General features: G+C 73.9%; 16 protein-coding genes and 1 pseudogene. 14 read left to right on the forward strand and 3 right to left on the reverse strand.

Annotated elements, in window-relative coordinates; translation table 11 throughout:
- The 9 genes and pseudogenes from ACFC1F_RS05480 to htpX form a co-directional block, all read left to right on the forward strand.
- Nucleotides 1–529 (forward strand): annotated as a pseudogene (locus ACFC1F_RS05480) (hypothetical protein); the annotation flags it as partial.
- A 2-nt stretch (nucleotides 530–531) separates the two neighbouring features.
- Complete coding sequence (nuoH, locus tag ACFC1F_RS05485) at nucleotides 532–1485, forward strand: NADH-quinone oxidoreductase subunit NuoH (RefSeq protein WP_376156010.1); 954 nt, start codon at nucleotides 532–534, stop codon at nucleotides 1483–1485.
- Complete coding sequence (locus ACFC1F_RS05490; protein WP_148644308.1) at nucleotides 1482–2045, forward strand: NADH-quinone oxidoreductase subunit I; 564 nt, start codon at nucleotides 1482–1484, stop codon at nucleotides 2043–2045. The genes nuoH and ACFC1F_RS05490 overlap by 4 nt, the downstream gene beginning before the upstream one ends.
- Complete coding sequence (locus tag ACFC1F_RS05495; RefSeq protein ID WP_376155895.1) at nucleotides 2042–2749, forward strand: NADH-quinone oxidoreductase subunit J; 708 nt, start codon at nucleotides 2042–2044, stop codon at nucleotides 2747–2749. Before ACFC1F_RS05490 ends, ACFC1F_RS05495 begins: the two co-directional genes overlap by 4 nt.
- Nucleotides 2749–3120, forward strand: a complete 372-nt coding sequence (gene nuoK / locus ACFC1F_RS05500; RefSeq protein ID WP_376155897.1) for an NADH-quinone oxidoreductase subunit NuoK — start codon at nucleotides 2749–2751, stop codon at nucleotides 3118–3120. The genes ACFC1F_RS05495 and nuoK overlap by 1 nt, the downstream gene beginning before the upstream one ends.
- A complete protein-coding gene (locus ACFC1F_RS05505) occupies nucleotides 3117–5135 on the forward strand; it encodes an NADH-quinone oxidoreductase subunit L (RefSeq protein ID WP_376155899.1) in 2019 nt (672 codons plus the stop codon). The genes nuoK and ACFC1F_RS05505 overlap by 4 nt, the downstream gene beginning before the upstream one ends.
- A 129-nt stretch (nucleotides 5136–5264) precedes the next feature.
- On the forward strand, nucleotides 5265–6845 hold the full coding sequence (locus ACFC1F_RS05510) for a NuoM family protein (protein ID WP_209413973.1): 1581 nt from the start codon (nucleotides 5265–5267) through the stop codon (nucleotides 6843–6845).
- Nucleotides 6846–6847: 2 nt separating this feature from the next.
- The gene (locus ACFC1F_RS05515) at nucleotides 6848–8515 is read left to right on the forward strand and encodes an NADH-quinone oxidoreductase subunit N (protein ID WP_376155901.1); all 1668 of its coding nucleotides are present in this window, start codon (nucleotides 6848–6850) and stop codon (nucleotides 8513–8515) included.
- Nucleotides 8516–8705: 190 nt separating this feature from the next.
- Entirely contained in the window at nucleotides 8706–9569 is an 864-nt protein-coding gene (gene htpX / locus ACFC1F_RS05520) for a zinc metalloprotease HtpX (RefSeq protein WP_209413975.1), read from the forward strand.
- A gap of 23 nt (nucleotides 9570–9592) precedes the next feature.
- Here htpX and ACFC1F_RS05525 read toward each other — a convergent pair whose 3' ends face one another.
- Nucleotides 9593–11053 (reverse strand): PLP-dependent aminotransferase family protein, encoded by a 1461-nt coding sequence (locus ACFC1F_RS05525; protein ID WP_376155903.1) that lies wholly within the window; start codon nucleotides 11051–11053, stop codon nucleotides 9593–9595.
- On the opposite strand from ACFC1F_RS05525, the gene ACFC1F_RS05530 reads away from it, so the two are divergent.
- Nucleotides 11052–12068 carry a DMT family transporter gene (locus tag ACFC1F_RS05530; protein WP_376155905.1) on the forward strand — a complete coding sequence of 339 codons (1017 nt, stop codon included), beginning with the start codon at nucleotides 11052–11054 and terminating at the stop codon, nucleotides 12066–12068. The genes ACFC1F_RS05525 and ACFC1F_RS05530 overlap by 2 nt on opposite strands.
- 154 nt (nucleotides 12069–12222) lie before the next feature.
- Here the strand turns inward: ACFC1F_RS05530 and ACFC1F_RS05535 are convergent, their stop codons facing one another.
- Nucleotides 12223–12690 (reverse strand): hypothetical protein, encoded by a 468-nt coding sequence (locus ACFC1F_RS05535; protein ID WP_245205252.1) that lies wholly within the window; start codon nucleotides 12688–12690, stop codon nucleotides 12223–12225.
- 344 nt (nucleotides 12691–13034) lie between these two features.
- Here ACFC1F_RS05535 and ctaD point away from each other — a divergent pair, with 344 nt between their 5' ends.
- The 4 genes from ctaD (at nucleotide 13035) to ACFC1F_RS05555 (ending at nucleotide 16838) form a co-directional block, all read left to right on the forward strand.
- Nucleotides 13035–14693, forward strand: coding sequence for a cytochrome c oxidase subunit I (ctaD, locus tag ACFC1F_RS05540; protein ID WP_245205261.1), 1659 nt, complete (start codon nucleotides 13035–13037; stop codon nucleotides 14691–14693).
- 144 nt (nucleotides 14694–14837) lie between these two features.
- Nucleotides 14838–15335 carry a BlaI/MecI/CopY family transcriptional regulator gene (locus tag ACFC1F_RS05545; RefSeq protein ID WP_376155907.1) on the forward strand — a complete coding sequence of 166 codons (498 nt, stop codon included), beginning with the start codon at nucleotides 14838–14840 and terminating at the stop codon, nucleotides 15333–15335.
- A gap of 3 nt (nucleotides 15336–15338) precedes the next feature.
- Nucleotides 15339–16334 (forward strand): M56 family metallopeptidase, encoded by a 996-nt coding sequence (locus ACFC1F_RS05550; protein ID WP_376155909.1) that lies wholly within the window; start codon nucleotides 15339–15341, stop codon nucleotides 16332–16334.
- A gap of 102 nt (nucleotides 16335–16436) precedes the next feature.
- Nucleotides 16437–16838 (forward strand): YccF domain-containing protein, encoded by a 402-nt coding sequence (locus ACFC1F_RS05555; protein ID WP_209413980.1) that lies wholly within the window; start codon nucleotides 16437–16439, stop codon nucleotides 16836–16838.
- Between the two features lie 75 nt (nucleotides 16839–16913).
- Here ACFC1F_RS05555 and ACFC1F_RS05560 read toward each other — a convergent pair whose 3' ends face one another.
- Entirely contained in the window at nucleotides 16914–17924 is a 1011-nt protein-coding gene (locus ACFC1F_RS05560) for an NADP-dependent oxidoreductase (RefSeq protein WP_376155911.1), read from the reverse strand.
- Nucleotides 17925–17957: the final 33 nt, after the last annotated feature.

Here is a 17957-nt window from a genome sequence, read left to right on the forward strand (position 1 = left end):
GGCCGGGGCTGCGGCCGAGGGCGGGCCCGCGGTGCGGGCCGACCGGCCGCGGCGGACCAGGACGGTCGGCGACGGTTCGGTCAGCCAGGCGGCGGAGCCCGCCGCGGGTGCCGACGGTACGGCGGAGAGCACGGCGCCGCCGGTGCGGGCCGACCGGCCGCGGCGGACCAGGTCGGTGTCGGAGGGCTCGGCGAGCCAGCCGCCGACGAGTGCCGCGGCGAGTGCCGCCGAGGGCGCCGCTGCGGGCGTCGCCGACGGTGCCGCGGCGAGTGCCACCGGGAGTGCCACCGAGGGCGCCGCCCCGGTGCAGCCCGAGCGGCCGGCCCGGACGCGGTCCGCGGACGCGCCCTGGCACAACCCCGTACCCGCGCACGACGAGCCCGGGCAGAACAACGTGAAGGACGCGGACGACGCGCAGGGCGCGACCGATGCGCCGAGCGTGAAGGACGCGAGCGACGCGAAGGGCGCGAACGACGCGCAGGGCGAGACGTCGGCCGATCCGGCCGGCCAGGACGGAGACAGCGCGTGAACCTGCTCGACACGTTGCTGCGCTGCGTCGGCGCGCTCGTCGTCTTCCTCAGCTTCCCCCTGGTCATCGGCCAGACCGAGCACAAGGTGATGGCGCACATGCAGGGCCGGCTCGGCCCGATGTACGCCGGTGGCTTCCACGGCTGGGCGCAGCTGGTCGCCGACGGTGTGAAGTTCGCGCAGAAGGAGGACATCGTCCCGGCCGGCGCCGACCGGCGGATCTTCCAGCTGGCGCCCGCCGTCTCGCTGCTTCCGTACCTGTTCGTGCTGCTCGCGATCCCGGTCGGCCCGGACGGCTTCGTCGGCCAGGCGATCGACGCAGGCCTGTTCTTCGTGCTCGCCGTGATGGGCGTCGGCGTGATCGGCAAGCTGATGGCCGGCTGGGCCTCGGCGAACAAGTTCTCGCTGCTCGGCGGTCTGCGGACGGCCGCGCAGCTGATGTCGTACGAGCTGCCGATGGTGCTCGCCGCCGCCTCGGTGGCGATGGCCGCCGGTACGCTCTCGCTGCCCGGGATCGTGGACGCCTGGCAGTGGTACTGGATCCCGTGGCAGATCATCGGCGCGTTCGTCTTCTTCACGGCCGGGCTGGCCGAGCTGCAGCGTCCGCCGTTCGACATGCCGGTGGCCGACTCCGAGATCATCTTCGGTGCGTACACCGAGTACACCGGCCTGCGCTTCGCGTTCTTCCTGCTCTCCGAGTACGCGGGCATCCTGGTGGTGTCCGGGCTGACCGCGGTGCTCTTCCTGGGCGGCTGGCACGGACCGCTGCCGGACCAGCTCGGCTGGCTCTGGACCGTCCTGAAGACCTTCGCGCTGGCCTTCGTGGTGATCTGGCTGCGGGTCACCTACCCGCGGCTGCGCGAGGACCAGCTGATGCGCTTCGCGTGGACCGTGCTGATCCCGCTCGCCCTCGTCCAGCTCGCCCTCACCGGCATCATCAAGGTGGCGATCTCATGAGTTTTCCAGGTGCCGGCCTGGCCAAGGGCCTGGCCGTGACGCTGCGGACGATGACGAGGAAGAGCATCACCGCGCAGTACCCCGACGTGCAGCCGGTGCTGCCGCCGCGTTCGCGCGGGGTCATCGCGCTGCTGGAGGAGAACTGCACGGTCTGCATGCTCTGCGCCCGTGAGTGCCCGGACTGGTGCATCTACATCGACTCCCACAAGGAGACGCTGCCGGCCGCCGACCCGAACGCCCGCGCCCGCACCCGCAACGTGCTGGACCGGTTCGCCATCGACTTCTCGCTCTGCATGTACTGCGGGATCTGCATCGAGGTGTGCCCGTTCGACGCGCTGTTCTGGTCGCCGGAGTTCGAGTACGCGGAGACGGACATCCTGGAGCTGACCCACGAGCGGGAGAAGCTCCGCGAGTGGATGTGGACCGTCCCGGCGCCGCCGGCGCTGGACCCGGCGGCCGAGGAGCCCAAGGAGATCGCCACCGCGCGCAAGGCGGCGGACAAGCTGGCGGCCGCCGCGGCCGCCGCCCTGGAGACGCCCGAGGGGGGTGAGCCGGAGTGAGTTCCGCGACCCTGCTGGCCGCGACCGGTTCCCTGGAGCCGGCCGCGCGTTCCTTCCTCTCCCCGACCGGGGTCGAGATCGTCTTCCTGCTGGTCGGCATCGTCGTGCTCGGCTCGGCCGTCGTCGCCGTGACGACGAAGCAGCTGGTGCACGCCGCGCTCTGGCTGGTGGCCGCGCTCGGCGGGCTGGCGGTGGAGTTCCTGCTGCTCACCGCCGAGTTCATCGCCTGGGTGCAGGTGCTGATCTACCTGGGCTCGGTGGTCGTGCTGGTGCTGTTCGGGCTGATGCTCACCAAGGCGCCGATCGGGCGCTCGCCGGACGCCGACTCGAAGAACCGCTGGGTCGCCCTGGCGGTGGCGCTGGCCTCGGCCGGAACGCTGGTGACGCTGGTCGTGGACGCCTTCCGGACCTCCTGGATCGACCTCGGCGCGGGTGGCGGCTCGGCGGCCGTGACCGGCGCCAGCCTGTTCCGCACCTGGGTGCTGCCCTTCGAGGCGCTCTCGGTGCTGCTGCTGGCCGCGCTGGTCGGCGCGATCGTGCTGTCGCGCGGGTCCGGGCGGCGGGTGCCGACGCCCCGGGCCGGGCGGATCCGGGCCGGCAAGCCGGTCGGCTCCAACGGCACGGTCGCCGCGACGGTGCCGAAGCCGTCGGCCGCCGCCTCGTCGGACCAGGCGGCCCCGACGACTTCGCCGGAGGAGAGCTGATGCACCTCGCCTACCCCGTCGTGCTCGCCTCGCTGCTGTTCAGCGTGGGCGTCTACGGCGTGCTCGCCCGGCGCAACATCATCCTGGTGCTGATGTCCGTCGAGCTGATGCTCAACGCCGTCAACCTCAACCTCGTCGCCTTCGACGCCTGGCTGCGGGACTCCCTGCACGCCGGCCAGGCGCTCACCCTGTTCACCATCACCATCGCCGCCGCCGAGATCGGTCTCGGGCTCGCGATCGTCCTGCTGCTGTTCCGGGCCCGGGGCACCGCGGACGTGGACCGGGTCACCGCGCTCGGTGACCCGTCCGAGTCCGTCGCCGAGGAGACGCCGGCCGGAGCCGAGGCGCTGAAGGGCCAGGCCGCCGCATGAACCTCGCCCTGCCCGTCCTCGTCCCCGTGCTGCCCGCGCTCGGTGCGGCCGCCACCCTGGCCACCGGCCGGAAGGTGCCCGGCCTGGCCCGGCCGCTGGCGATCGTGCCGGTCGCCGTCTCGGCGGTGCTCGCCCTGGTCGTCGCGCTCCAGCTGGGCACCGGCCAGACGCTGGAGGCCGCCACCCGGCTCGCCCCGACCGGCGGCCCGGGCATCTCGATCTCGATCTACCTGGACGGCTACAGCTCGCTGATCTCCGTGCTGGTCGGCCTGGTCGCCACCTGCGTGCAGGTCTACTCGACCGCCTACCTCAAGGACGACCCGCGCTACCCGTCCTACGCGGCGCTGGTCTCGCTGTTCACGGCGGCGATGTTCCTGGTCGTCTTCTCGGGCGACCTGATCGTGCTGCTGGTCGGCTGGGAGGTCATGGGCATCTGCTCGTACTTCCTGATCGGCCACCACTGGGAGACCGCCGACGCCCGCTCGGCCTCGCTGAAGGCCTTCCTGGTCACCAAGCTCGGCGACGTGCCGTTCCTGTTCGGCATCTTCCTGCTCGGCGCCGACGCCGGCAGCTTCCGGATCACGGACGTGCTGGCGGCCGCGGCCGACGGGCGCCTCACGCACCCGACGCTGACCGCGCTGCTGCTGCTCGGCGGCGTGGCCGGCAAGAGCGCGCAGTTCCCGCTGCACACCTGGCTCCCGGACGCGATGGCCGGCCCGACGCCGGTCTCCGCGCTGATCCACGCCGCCACCATGGTCGCGGCCGGCATCTACCTGGTCGCCCGGCTGCTGCCGGTCTTCCTGCTCTCCGGCGCGGCTCTGGTGGTGCTGGCGGTGATGGCCGCCGTGACGATGATCGGCTCGGCGCTCTGCGCGCTCGCCCAGGACGACCTGAAACGGGTCCTCGCCTACTCGACCGTCGGCCAGCTCGGCTACATGGCCGGCGCGCTGGCCAGCGGCGACCGCGAGGCCTCGGTCTTCCACCTGGTCAGCCATGGTGCGTTCAAGGCGCTGCTGTTCCTCGCCGCCGGTGTGGTGATCCACGCCGCCCACACCAACTCGATCTCCGCGATGTCCCGGATGCCCGGGCTGCGGGGGCGCGTCCCGGACGCCTACTGGACGATGGGCATCGCGCTCGTCGCCCTGATCGGGCTGCCGCCGTTCTCGGGCTTCTTCAGCAAGGAGGCGGTGCTCACCGCCGCCGAGCACGCGGCCCAGGGCGAGGCGCTGACCAACGGTGTCGGCCCGGCCTCGGCCGTCCCGCAGGCGGCCGGCTGGATCGTGCTGATCTCGGCCGGGCTGACCGCACTGCTCACGGCGGCGTACGCGACCCGGCTGTTCCTCGTCGCGTTCCACAGCCCCGCCGTCGCCGCGGAGCCGCTGGACCACGAGGCCGACGCGCCGTACTCGCCCGAGGTGGACGAGGCCGACCCGGCCACCGCCGAGCCGCCCGCGATGCGCTGGCCGCTCTGGGTGCTGGCGATCCCGACCATGGGCTTCGGCGTCGCGAGCCTGCGCACCGACTGGCTGCCCGAGCTGCTGGACGGCGGCTCGCTGCGGCCCTCGGCCGTGACCGCCGTGATCGGCACCGGCCTCGCCCTGATCGGCATGCTGCTGGCCTACGGCGCCTGGCGCTCCGCCACCGCGCGGCTCGCCGCCGGCCGGCCCGCCCCCGCGCCGGAGGGCCGGGTCCCCGACCAGGCCGGAGCCCCGGCCGCCGAGGGGATCGTCGCCGACCCCGGGCGCACCCTGCTCGGCCCGCTGTTCGGCCCGGCCCGGCACGGCTTCGGGGTCGACCGGCTCTACAGCGCGCTGTTCGTCCGCCCGGTGGCCGCCGCCGCGCAACTGGTGCGCTTCCTCGACCGCGAGGTCGTGGAGACGTACGTGCGCGGCAGCGGGGTCGGCGCCAACCTGCTCGGCCGGGCCGTCCGGCTCGCGCAGACCGGCAACGCGCAGACCTACCTCAGCGCGCTGCTGGCCGGCGTCGTCCTGCTGGCCGTCCTGGTGGCGGTGTAGCCGGATGCCGCACCCCGTTCCCCCGTTCCAGCCGGTGACCCGGGCCGTGTCCCGGACAGCGGCCCAACCGGTGACCCGGCCGGTGACCCTGACCGCGACCGAGCCGACCGCAGTCCGTAGGAGCCCCCGATGAACGCAGTCCTCATCGCCCTCCTGGTGCTGCCGCTGGCCGGCGCCGCCCTGACCCTGGCGCCGGTGTTCGGCACCGACCCGGCCGCCGCCGACCGGCGCGCGCTGCGGCTGAACAGCGTCGTCACCGGCGTCGTGCTCCTGCTGACCGTCGTCCTGGCGGCCGGCTTCGACCACGACGAACCCGGCCGGATGCAGGCCACCACGGACGTGTCCTGGATCCCGGCCATCGGCGTGCGGTTCCACCTCGGCGTGGACGGGATCTCGCTCCCGCTGATCGTGCTGACCTCGCTGCTCACCTTCCTCTGCGCGCTGTACTCGGAGAAGCGGCTGCCGACCGGGGAGGCCCGCGGCGGAGCCGGGGACGGGAACCGCCCGTCGGCCCGGGCGTTCACCGGGCTGTTCCTCCTCCTCGAAGTCGGCATGCTCGCCACCTTCGCGGTGCTGGACCTCCTGCTCTTCTTCCTGGCCTTCGAGATCGTGCTGATCCCGATGTACTTCCTGATCGCCCGATGGGGCAGCGGGGCGAAGGTGCCGGCCGCCAACCGGTTCATCCTGTACACGCTGCTCGGCTCGGCCGTGATGCTGCTCGGCTTCCTGCTGGTGGGCGGCAAGACCGGCACCTTCGACATGCAGGCCCTGGCCGCCGCGCACGGCAACGGCCTGAGCCACGGCACGCAGGTGACCGCCGCCCTGGCGATCATGGTCGGGCTCGCGGTCAAGGCCCCCGCCTGGCCGCTGCACAGCTGGCTCCCGGACGCGCACACGGCGGCCCCGACGGTCGGCTCCGTGCTGCTCGCCGGCGTGCTGCTGAAGATGGGCACGTACGGTCTGGTCCGCGTCCTCCTCCCGGTCGTCCCCGACGGCACCGCGACGCTCGCCCCCTACCTGGGGGCGTTCGCCGCCGTCGGCATCGTCTACGGCTCGCTGGCCTGTCTCGCACTGGCCCGGCCGGGGGCGAAGGGCGACCTCAAGCGCCTGATCGCGTACTCGTCCGTCGGCCACATGGGCTTCGTCCTGCTGGGCATCGCCTCCCTCACCCAGGTGGGCGTGAACGGCGCGCTGTTCGCCAACATCGCGCACGGTCTGATCACCGGCCTGCTGTTCTTCGTCGTGGGCGCGCTGAAGGACCGTTACGGCACGGCGGACCTCGACACCCTCGCGGGCACCACCGGCGCCGCCCTCTACGGACGGGCACCGCGGATCGGCGCGCTGCTCGCCTTCGCCGCCGTCGCCAGCCTCGGGCTGCCGGGGCTGGCCGGATTCTGGGGCGAGCTGCTCGCGATGTTCGGCGCGTTCGACCCGGCCGAGGGCCTCTCGCGCCCCGCGTTCGTCACCTACATGGTCCTGGCCGGCCTGGGCACCCTCCTCACCGCCGCGTACCTGCTGATCGTGGTCAAGCGCGTCTGCATGGGCGACCCGAAGCAGCCCGCCCTGGTGGAAGGGCCGGCCGACCTGCGCCCGTACGAGGCCGTCAGCTGGACGCCGCTGGCCGCCCTCACCCTGCTCGCCGGCCTCTGGCCCGCGCTCCTGCTCGGTCTCTCCGACCCCGCCGTCAAGCACCTCCTCGGGGGTGGCTGATCATGACCGGCACCACGCTCGGCGCCCAGCTCCTCAGCACGCGGCCCGGCACCGGCACCCTGCTCGGCGCCGCGACCGGCACCGCACTCGGACCTCACTCCACGGGGCAGCCCACTGTGACCTCCCTCGCCGTAGCCAACCCGGGCAGCCTGATCCAGTCCGTGGACTGGGTGGCGATCGCGCCCCCGCTGATCGCCGCCCTGGCCGCCCTCGCCGTGCTGGTCGCCGACCTCTTCCTGCCCGCGCGCCACAAGAAGCTGCTCGGCGGCATCACCGCGGCCGGACTCGCCCTCGCGCTCATCGCACTCCTCCCGCTCACCGGGGGATCACCCCGGGCGACCTTCTGTGCGCAGAACGTAACAGGGGTCACCGACAACGCGGGCTGCTCGTACGTCGCCGACCACTTCGCCCTGGTCTTCCAGCTGCTCGCGCTCGGCGGCGCGCTGATCGCCGCGCTGCTCTCGGTGCACACCGTGGACGAGGAGCGGCTCCCCGGCGGCGAGTACTGGTTCCTGCTGCTCTCCAGCGCCACCGGCGCCGCCCTGCTGCCCGCCTCCCGCGACCTCGCCACCCTGGTGATCGCCCTGGAGGTGGCCTCGCTGCCGGCCTTCGCGCTCGTCGCGCTGCGCCGGGACGGTCGCGGCGCCGAGGCCGCGCTGAAGTTCTTCCTCACCTCCGTCACCGCGACGGCCGTCATGCTGCTCGGCGTCGGCTTCGTCTACGCCGCGAGCGGCAGCCTGCACCTGGGCGCCGTCGCAGGCGGACTGGAGCACGCCCCCGCGCAGCTGAAGCCGCTGGCCGAGGCCGGCGCGGTGCTGACCATGGTCGGTTTCGCCTTCAAGGTCGCCGCCGTCCCGTTCCACTTCTGGGTGCCAGACACCTACACCGGCGCCCCGCTCCCGGTGGCCGGCTACCTGTCGGTGGTCGGGAAGGCGGCGGGCCTGTCCGGCCTGGCACTGGTCACCACGATCGCCTTCCGCCCGTACGCGCACACCTGGGGCCTGGTGCTCGCGGTGCTGGCCGCGGTCACCATGACGGCCGGCAACGTCGGCGCGCTGCGGCAGCGGTTCGACACCCGGTACAGCGCGGTGCGGCTGCTCGCCTGGTCCTCCGTCGGCCAGGCCGGCTACCTGCTGGTGCCGCTCGCCGCCGCCGGGTACGCGCCGACCGGCACCGACCCGCTCGGTGCCACCGCCGCGTACGCGCTGATCTACGGCGTGGTGAACCTCGGTGCGTTCGGCGTGGTCGCGGCGGTCGGCCGCCGGGCCGGGACCAGCGTGGACGACTTCCGCGGCCTGTTCGCCCGGCGTCGCTGGACCGCCCTGGCGCTGGCCTTCTTCCTGCTCTGCCTGGCCGGGCTGCCGCCCGGCGTGATCGGCCTGTTCGGCAAGGTGGTGGTGTTCCGCGCCGCCGTCGACTCCGGACTGGGCTGGCTGGCCGTCGTCATGGCCGTCAACGTGGTCGTCGCGCTGTACTACTACCTGCTCTGGACGGCGCGGCTCTTCGCCCCGGCGGACCCGGCGGGGACGGCGGGGACGGCCGGCGCGGTGACCGAGCGCCGGCTGCCCGCCTCGCTCGCCGCCACCCTGGGCCTCACTGCCTCGGCCGCCGTGGTGCTCTCGGTGGCCCCGCAGCTGGTCCTCCAGGTGGTGGGCGGCACCCTCTTCTGAGACCGGCCGGGCCCCGCGGGCCGGGTCCGGGTCCGGGCGGGCACGCGGCCGCGCCCGACCCGGGCCGGGCGGGGACGCCGCGCGGGTGTCACGGTGCTCACAAGGGAACAAGGCCGACGGCCCCGCCCGTTGTCGGGGCAGAGGGACGAGGCAGCGAGGGCTTCCCCACCGCACCATTGGAGGGCCTGCCGTGCACCGCCGGCACAACGGACTGAGGACCGCCGCACTGCTCGGCGGCCTCTCGGCGCTGATCCTGGTGATCGGCGGCTTCTTCGGCCGCACCGGGTTCGTGGTGGCCCTGGTGGTCGCCCTCGGGACCAACGCCTACGCGTACTGGAACAGCGACAAGCTGGCCCTGCGCGCCATGCGGGCCAGGCCGGTCAGCGAGATCGAGGCGCCGCGGCTGTACCGGATCGTCCGGGAGCTCTCCACCTCCGCCCGCCAGCCGATGCCCCGCCTCTACATCTCGCCCACCCCGGCCCCGAACGCCTTCGCCACCGGCCGCAACCCGCGCAACGCGGCGGTCTGCTGCACCGACGGCATCCTGCAACTGCTGGACGAGCGGGAGCTGCGGGGTGTGCTCGGGCACGAGCTGAGCCACGTCTACAACCGCGACATCCTGATCTCCTCGGTCGCCGGGGCGCTGGCCTCGGTGGTGATGTTCCTGGTGAACTTCGCCTGGCTGATCCCGTTCGGCCGCAGTGAGGACGACGACGGGCCGGGGCTGTTCGGGATGCTCGCGATCATGATCCTCGGGCCGCTGGCCGCCTCGCTGATCCAGCTGGCCGTCAGCCGCTCCCGCGAGTACGAGGCCGACGCCGACGGCGCCCGGATCACCGGTGACCCGCTCGCCCTGGCGAGCGCCCTGCGCAAGCTGGACGCCGGGACGCGCCGGCTGCCGCTGCCGCCGGAGCCGCAGCTCCAGACGGCCAGCCACATGATGATCGCCAGCCCGTTCCGGCCGGGCGAGGCGGGGGCGAAGCTGTTCTCGACCCACCCGCCGATGGCGGAGCGGATCGCCCGCCTGGAGCGGATGGCCGGCTACCGCGTCTGAGGCCGGCCCGGCCCGCCCCGGGGTCAGCCGGTCAGCTCCTCGTACGCCCGCCGCAGCCGGTGGACGCCCTCGACGGCGTGCGCGGCGCTGTCCACGGCGGCGTAGCTCAGCCGGAGGTTCGCGGCCGGCGGCTCGGCGGCGTAGTAGGGCTGGCCGGCGGTGACCAGGACGCCGGCGCGCAGGGCGGCGGCGGTGAGCACCCGGTCGTCGGTGCCGTCGGGCAGCCGCAGCCAGAGGTGGTAGCCGCCGGGCCGGTGCGGTCCGAGCAGGCCGGGGAGCTCGCGGCGCAGCGCGGCCACGGTGGCGATGCGGCGGTCCCGGAGTTCGGCGCCGAGGGTGCGCAGGTGACGGGCCCAGCCCGGGTCGGCGACCAGCTCCAGGGCGGCCTCCTGGAGCGGCCGGGGGACGAAGAAGCTGTCCACCACCTGGGTGGCCCGCAGCCGGTGCAGCGCCGGGCCGCGCGCGGTGAGCGCGCCGACCCGCAGGTTGGGCGAGGTGGCCTTGGTCAGCGAGCGCAGGTGCACCACCACCCCGTCCGGGTCGTCGGCGGCGAGCGGGCGGGGCAGCGCGGGGGAGTCGGCGTGCACCAGGCGGCGGGCGAAGTCGTCCTCGACGACGAAGGCGCCGGCGGTCCTGGCGATCCGCAGCACCTCGGTGCGGCGCTCGGGGGAGAGCACCGCGCCGGTCGGGTTCTGGAACACCGGCTGGCAGACGAAGAGCCGGGCCCGGGTGGCGTCGAAGGCCGCGGCCAGCAGGTCGGTGCGGACGCCGTCCTCGTCCACCGGGACCGGGACGACCCGCAGCCCGGCCGCGCGGGCGACCGCGAGGATGCCGGGGTAGGTCGGGGACTCCACCAGGACGGGGGCGCCCGGGGCGGCCAGGGAGCGCAGGGCGATGGTGAGCGCGCTCTGGCCGCCCGCGGTGACCAGGACGTCGCCCGCGCCGAGCGGCCCGCCGTTGCCGCCGATGTCGCGGGCGAACCAGCCGCGCAGCTCGGTCAGGCCGTCCACCGGCGGCCGGTCCCAGGCGCCCGGGCGCCGTCCGGCCCGGGCGAGGGCGGCGGCCAGCAGCCGTTCGGGCAGCAGCGAGGCGTGCGGGTAGCCGCCGTTGAGGTCGACCACGTCGGGCGGCGGCACGTTCAGGGTGGCGAGCAGCGGTCCGGCGCCGACGTCGCGCTGGCCGGCGTCGGCGCTCAGCGCGACCTCCTGCCAAGAGAGGTCGCCGGGCCGGGCCGGGGGCGGTGCGGCGGCCGGCGCGGCGGTGGTGCCCGCGAAGGCGGCGGCGCGGAAGACCCCGGCGCCCGGCCGGGAGACCACCAGGCCCTCGGCCGCCAGGACGGCGATCGCGCGGGAGACCGTCACGGGACTCACCTGGTGACGCTCCACCAACGCCCGGCTCGACGGCAGCTTCCGTCCCTCTGGATAGCGCTCTACCTCGCGGCGCAGTCTTTCGGCGAGATCGGCCACACTGCTACGCTCGTTCATGACGGATCAAGATAGCGCTATCCAGTCCACGGCGGTAGCACCGCAGCCGACCACGGCCCCCGGGGCTCCCGCGGCCGCCAGTTCCGCCGGGGCCGCCAGTGCTCCCGGTGCCTCCGCGGCCGCCGGTTCCGCCGGTGTCCCCGGCACCGCCAGTGCCCCCGGTGTCTCCGGCACCGCCCTGGCCGCGCTCGGTGTCCTCTCCTTCTCGGTCAGCTTCCCCGCCACCGCCTGGGCCCTGACCGGCTTCGGCCCGTGGACGGCGACCGGGCTGCGCGGTGCGCTGGCCGGGGTGATCGCCGCGGTCTGCCTGGCGGCCGCCCGCGTCCCGCTGCCCGCGCGGCGGCACTGGCCCGGGTTGCTGGTGGTCGCGGCGGGTTGCGTGCTCGGCTTCCCGCTGCTCACCACGCTCGCGCTGCGGACCTCCTCGACGGCGCACTCCGCGGTCGTGATCGGCGTGCTGCCGCTGGCCACCGCCGCGTTCTCGGCGCTGCGCACCGGCCGCCGCCCGTCCCGCACCTTCTGGGGCGCGGCGCTCGCCGGGGCGGTGGCGGTTCTGGCCTTCACCCTGTTGCAGAGCCACGGGCGGCCGACCCTCGCCGACCTCTACCTGTTCGCGGCGCTGCTGGTCTGCGCGGCCGGGTACGCGGAGGGCGGGCGGATATCGCGGGAGCTGCCGGGGTGGCAGGTGATCGCCTGGGCGGTGGTCGCGGCGCTCCCGGTCACCGTGCTCACCGTCGCGCTGGCGCTGCCGGCCGAGCCGGTCCAGCTGGGCGCGAAGGCGCTGGCCGGTCTGGCGTACACGGCGGCGGTCTCGCAGTTCGGCGGGTTCGTGCTCTGGTACCGGGGGATGGCGGCGATCGGGGTGCCGCGGGCGAGCCAGCTCCAGTTGGCGCAGCCGTTGCTGACGCTGGTCTGGTCGGTGCTGCTGCTGGGGGAGGACCTGCCGGCGGCCGCGCCGGTCACGGCGGTGGCGGTGCTCGTCTGCATCGTGGTCACCCAGCGCGCGCGTGACTGAGCCGGCCGGCGGATCGGCGGCCGGCTGCCGCTCGTGCTGCGCAACGGCGCGTGCCCGCCCCCCGGTTGGGGTGCGGGCACGGGCGGGGCGGCCGGCCGGTGCGGGCGGCGATCCGGCGCGGGCGGCCACCCGGTGGCGCCGGGGCCGTGGAGGCCTACCCGGTGGTGTCGGGGCGGTAGACGCACAGCGCCCAGATGATGAGTACGTCCGCCGCGATCACCATGATCGACCAGAACGGGTAGTACGGCAGGTCGAGGAGGTTCTCCAGGGCGCTCAGCGCGGTGATGGCGATACCGGCCCAGCGGGCCCAGGCGGCCCCCTTGAGGAGGAAGGCGCCGATCAGCGCGACGATCGCGCCGATGACCACGTGGGTCCAGCCCCACCCGGTGAGGTCGAAGCGGAAGACGTAGCGCGGCGTGCTGAGGAAGACGTCGTCGTCGGCGATCGCCATGACGCCGCGGAGGACCTCGAAGCATCCGTTGATCAGCATCAGGACACCGGCGAAGATCACCAGCCCGGGGGCCCAGTCGCTGAACTGGTTGACCGAGCTCGGCGGAGGTGGCGCGCCGGTGCCGGAACGCCAGGGCGGGGGCTGGTCGGGAGAGGGCGACGCGGTGCTCATGGACTCCTCCTAGGCCGCACGCCGGGCGGGCGGGGCGACCGCACCCGGGGATGCGACCGCACCGGAAGCCGAACGGGCGTACGGAAAGGCGTACGGAACTCGACCGTCCGCCCAAACCGCGGGGCGGGCAATCCGGCCGCACCTGTTCGGGTGACAGGCCCCGCGCGGCCGCCGGGGAGCGCGGCCGGTGCCTGGTAGTGGTGGGGCGACCACTGTCCGGGCCGGGGTCCGTCCGCCTCGGCGGGGCGCGCCGCCGCCCGGCCCGAACACGGAAGGCGCGCTGCGTGACTCTTCTGCCGAAGGACGTCGTGGAGCAGGCCCCGCACCCGTCGCGCACGCCCCGGCTGGCCCGCTGGCGTGCGGCCGCCCGCCGTCGGCGGGGACGGGCCCTGGTCGGCTGGCTCACCACCACCGACCACAAGCGGATCGGCACCCTCTACATCACCACCGCGTTCCTGTTCTTCCTGGTCGGCGGCCTGATGGCGATGGTCATGCGGGCCGAGCTGGCCCGGCCGGGGCTGCAACTGGTCAGCAACGAGGTGTTCAACCAGCTCTTCACCATGCACGGCACGATCATGCTGCTGATGTTCGCGACCCCGCTGTTCGCCGGCTTCGCCAACTGGATCATGCCGCTGCAGATCGGCGCGCCCGACGTGGCCTTCCCCCGGCTCAACGCGCTCGCCTACTGGCTCTACCTGTTCGGCTCGCTGATCGCCGTGTACGGCTTCCTCACCCCCGACGGCGCGGCCGACTTCGGCTGGTTCGCCTACGCGCCGCTGAACAGCGCCGAGCGGAGCCCCGGCCTCGGCGCCGACCTGTGGATCATGGGCCTGGCCTTCTCCGGCTTCGGCACCATCCTCGGCTCGGTCAACTTCATCACCACGATCATCTGCTTCCGCGCGCCCGGGATGACGCTGTTCCGGATGCCGATCTTCGTCTGGAACGTCCTGCTCACCGCGGTGCTGGTGCTGTTCGCGTTCCCGGTGCTGGCGGCCGCGCTGCTCTGCCTGGAGTCGGACCGCAAGTTCGGCTCGCACGTCTTCGACGCGGCCAACGGCGGTGCGATGCTCTGGCAGCACCTGTTCTGGTTCTTCGGGCACCCCGAGGTGTACATCATCGCGCTGCCGTTCTTCGGCATCGTCACCGAGATCATCCCGGTGTTCAGCCGGAAACCGGTCTTCGGCTACTCCGGCCTGATCGCCGCGACGGTCGCCATCACCGGTCTGTCGATCACGGTCTGGGCGCACCACATGTTCGTCACCGGGCAGGTGCTGCTCCCGTTCTTCTCGATCATGACGATGCTGATCGCGGTGCCGACCGGGGTGAAGTTCTTCAACTGGATCGGCACCATGTGGCAGGGCTCGCTGAGCTTCGAGACACCGATGCTGTGGACGGTCGGCTTCCTGGTCACCTTCCTGTTCGGCGGGCTGACGGGCGTTCTGCTGGCCGCGCCGCCGATCGACTTCCACGTCTCCGACTCGTACTTCGTCGTCGCGCACTTCCACTACGTGGTGTTCGGGACGGTGGTGTTCGCGATGTTCGCCGGATTCCACTTCTGGTGGCCCAAGTTCACCGGGCGGATGCTCGACGAGCGGCTCGGGCGGATCCACTTCTGGACGCTGTTCACCGGCTTCCACGCCACGTTCCTGGTGCAGCACTGGCTCGGCGCCGAGGGGATGCCGCGCCGGTACGCCGACTACCTGGCCTCGGACGGGTTCACCACGCTCAACACCGTCTCCACCATCGGCTCCTTCCTGCTGGGGATCTCCACGCTGCCGTTCCTCTACAACGTCTGGCGCACCGCCCGGTACGGCGAGAAGGTGACGGCGGACGACCCGTGGGGGTACGGCCGTTCGCTGGAGTGGGCCACCTCCTGCCCGCCGCCGCGGCACAACTTCGTCACCCTGCCGCGGATCCGGTCCGAATCCCCCGCCTTCGACCTGCACCACCCCGGGATCGCCGAGCTGGACCGGCAGCAGAACGCGCGCGAGCCGCTGGGCTGAGCGGGGGCTTCCGCCGCGGGCCGCACGCGGGCCCCGCCCGGGGCCCGCGGCGGGGCGGGGCCAGGCCCGCGCGTCGGGCCGCTCGTTAGGATGAGTGCGCGCCCCGCCGGCTGCGGGGCGCGGCATCCGGAGGGAGTGGCCGTCATGGCAGAGGAGAGGCACGCCCCGGCGGCCGGGGATCCGCGGGCCCGGCGGCGCGGCCAGGGCGAGCTGGAGGCGCAGGTGCTGGCCGTGCTCCAGCGGGCGCCCGGCCCGGCCACCGCGGGGTGGGTGCAGGAACGCCTGGACGGCGGCCTGGCGTACACCACGGTGATGACCATCCTGTCCCGGCTGCACGCCAAGAAGGCCGTCTCGCGGACCCGTTCGGGCCGCTCGTACCTGTGGCAGGCGGCCTCCGACGCGGCCGGGCTGGCCGCGCTGCGGATGCGCCGGATGCTCGACGGCGAGCCGGACCGGGACGCGGTGCTGGCCAGCTTCGTCACCGCGCTGCTGCCGCACGACGAGGAGCTGCTGCGGACGCTGCTGGACAGCGCGGCGCTGGACGGCCCCCTGGACGGCACTGCGGGCGGCGGCTCCCTGGACGGCGCGTCCGCGGTGGCCTTCACGCCCGCCGATCCGGCAGCGGCCAACCGTGAGAGCTGAGCCGTGGGCGTCTTCGTCTTCCTCCCGCTCGTCCTGCCGCTGACCGCGGTACCGATCGCCCGCCTCGCCGAGCAGCACCTGCACCCGCGCGGCGCGGCCAGGCTGCTGACCGTGATCGGCGCGGTGATGGCGGTGTGCAGTGCGGTCTGCCTGGGCCTGATCGGCGTGGTGGGCACCGCCCAGATCCCGGGCAACCCGCTGCCGGACAGCTGGTCCGACCCCGAGGTGCGGGCGGCGCTGCCGTACGACGAGACGGTCGGGACGGCGGCGATCTGCCTGCTGGCGGTGGTCGCCCTGGCCCTCCTGCGGACCGTCGTCCGCCACCTGCGGATCCGGGCCCGGGCCCGGCGGGCACTCGGCCGGGAGCTGCCCGCCACCGACCTCCCCGTCGTGGGTCTCCCCGGCGCGGGCCTGTCCGGCTCCGCCCTGTCCGACGTCGCCCTGCTCCCCGACCCCGCCCCGTACGCCTACGCGCTGCCCGGGTCCGCCCGGCTGCCCGGGCGCGTCGTCGTCTCCACCGGCATGCTGGCCGGACTGCCCGAGGACGAACGTGCCGCCCTGCTCGCCCACGAGCGGGCCCATCTTGCGCACCGGCACCACCGCTATCTGCTGACCACTCAACTCGCGGGCTGCGTCAACCCGTTCCTGCGGCCGTTGCAGCACGCGGTGGCCTACAGCGCCGAGCGCTGGGCCGACGAGGAGTCCGCCCAGGCCGTCGGCGACCGGCGGGTCACCGCCCGCGCCGTCGCCCGTGCCGCCCTCGCCTCCCACCGGGCGCCGGGCCCCGGATTCGCCGCCTTCGCGGCGCCCGGCCCCGTTCCCCGCCGTGTCGCCGCCCTGCTCGGCCCGGTCCCGGCCGCCCGGAGCTGGCCCCCGGCGCACTCCCCGGCGGGCCTGGCCGCCATGGTCGCCGCCGTCGGCACCGCGGCGTCGGCGCTCTGCGCGCTCAATGCGGCGGTGGCGCTGCTGCTGGTGCTGAAGGCGGTCACCCCGCTGTAGCGCGGGCCCCGGCGTCGGGGTGGGCTCCGCCGCGTAGACACGCCCGCCTACGGGGATGATCGGTCATAGGTGCCGACCGCGCACCGTGAGAGGGTGCCCATCATGAGGGTGATCGACTTCGTCCTGAACGTCATCTGGCTTATTTTCTGCGGCATCTGGATGGCGATCGGCTATGCCATCGCAGGAATCATCTGTTTCATTCTGATTGTCACAATTCCCTTTGGCATCGCCTCGTTCCGCATTGCCGGCTTCGTCATCTGGCCGTTCGGGCGGACGACGGTGGAGAACCCGGACGCCGGGGCGCCGTCGTGCGTGGGGAACGTGATCTGGCTGGTGTTCGCCGGCTGGTGGCTGGCGCTGATGCACCTGCTGACCAGCATCCCGCTGTTCATCTCGATCATCGGGATCCCGTTCGGGTGGGCCAACCTGAAGATGATCCCGATCTCGCTGATGCCTCTCGGGCGTGAGGTCGTGTCGACGGACGAGAAGTTCGGCGGGCGCTGAGGGCTACCAGGGCCATGGGGCCGTGGGGGGCGCGAGGGCGGCGGGAGCCGGCGGGGCGCCGGGGTCGCTGAGCCGTCAGGGGGCGTCGGTGAGCTGGACGATCATCTTGCCGGTGTTGGCGCCACCGAGCACGCCGAGGAAGGCGTCCACCACGTTCTCGAAGCCGCGGACGACGGTCTCGTCGGGGACGACGGCGCCCGAGCGCAGGTGCGGGACGAGGAAGTCGTAGAGCTCGGGGCGGGCGTCCAGGTGGTTGCGGACCAGGAAGCCCTCCAGGCGCAGGCTCTTGCCGACGACGTCGTACAGGTTGCGCGGCGCGGCGGGCGGGTCCTGGAGGTGGTCGTACTGGGCGACGGCGCCGCACCAGGCGATCCGGCCGTGGTCGCGCAGGGCGGTGATCGCGCCTTCGAGGTGGTCGCCGCCGACGTTGTCGAAGTAGACGTCGAGGCCGCCGGGCGCGGCCTCGCGGAGCCGGTCGGCGATCGGCCCGTCGTGGTAGTCGAAGGCGGCGTCGAAGCCGAGCTCCTCGGTGAGGTGCTTCACCTTGGCGGCGGAACCGGCGCTGCCGACGATCCGGCCGGCGCCGAGCAGCCGGGCGAGCCGGCCCGCGGCGGTGCCGACGCCGCCGGCGGCCGCCGAGACGAAGACCGTCTCGCCGGGCTGGAGGCGGGCGACCCTGGTCAGGCCGACCCAGGCGGAGAGGCCGGTGCCGCCGAGGATGCCCAGGTGGGCGCTGAGCGGGACGCCGGCGAAGTCGGGCACGATCCAGGCGTCGGCGGCGCCGACCACCGAGTGGGTGCGCCAGGCCCGGCGGTGGTGGACGAGCGAGCCGACCGGCAGCGCCGGGGTGCGGGACTCGACGACGCGGCCGAGCGTCCGGCCCTCCAGCGGGGCGTTGAGCTCCCAGCCGCCCTCGTTCATCTCCTCGCGCATGTACGGGTCGACGGACTGGTAGATGTTCTCGACCAGCGCCTGACCCTCGGTGAGCGCGGGGACGGTCTCCTCGACGAAGGCGAAGTCGGCGGCGGTGGCGGGGCCGGACGGACGGGAGACCTGGTGGACGGCGAGGGCGGTGGGGCGGGACATGGGCGGGCTCCAGTGTGCGGTGTGACCGTGCGG

The sequence above is a fragment of the Kitasatospora sp. NPDC056181 genome, assembly GCF_042266225.1.
Lineage (GTDB): Bacteria > Actinomycetota > Actinomycetes > Streptomycetales > Streptomycetaceae > Kitasatospora.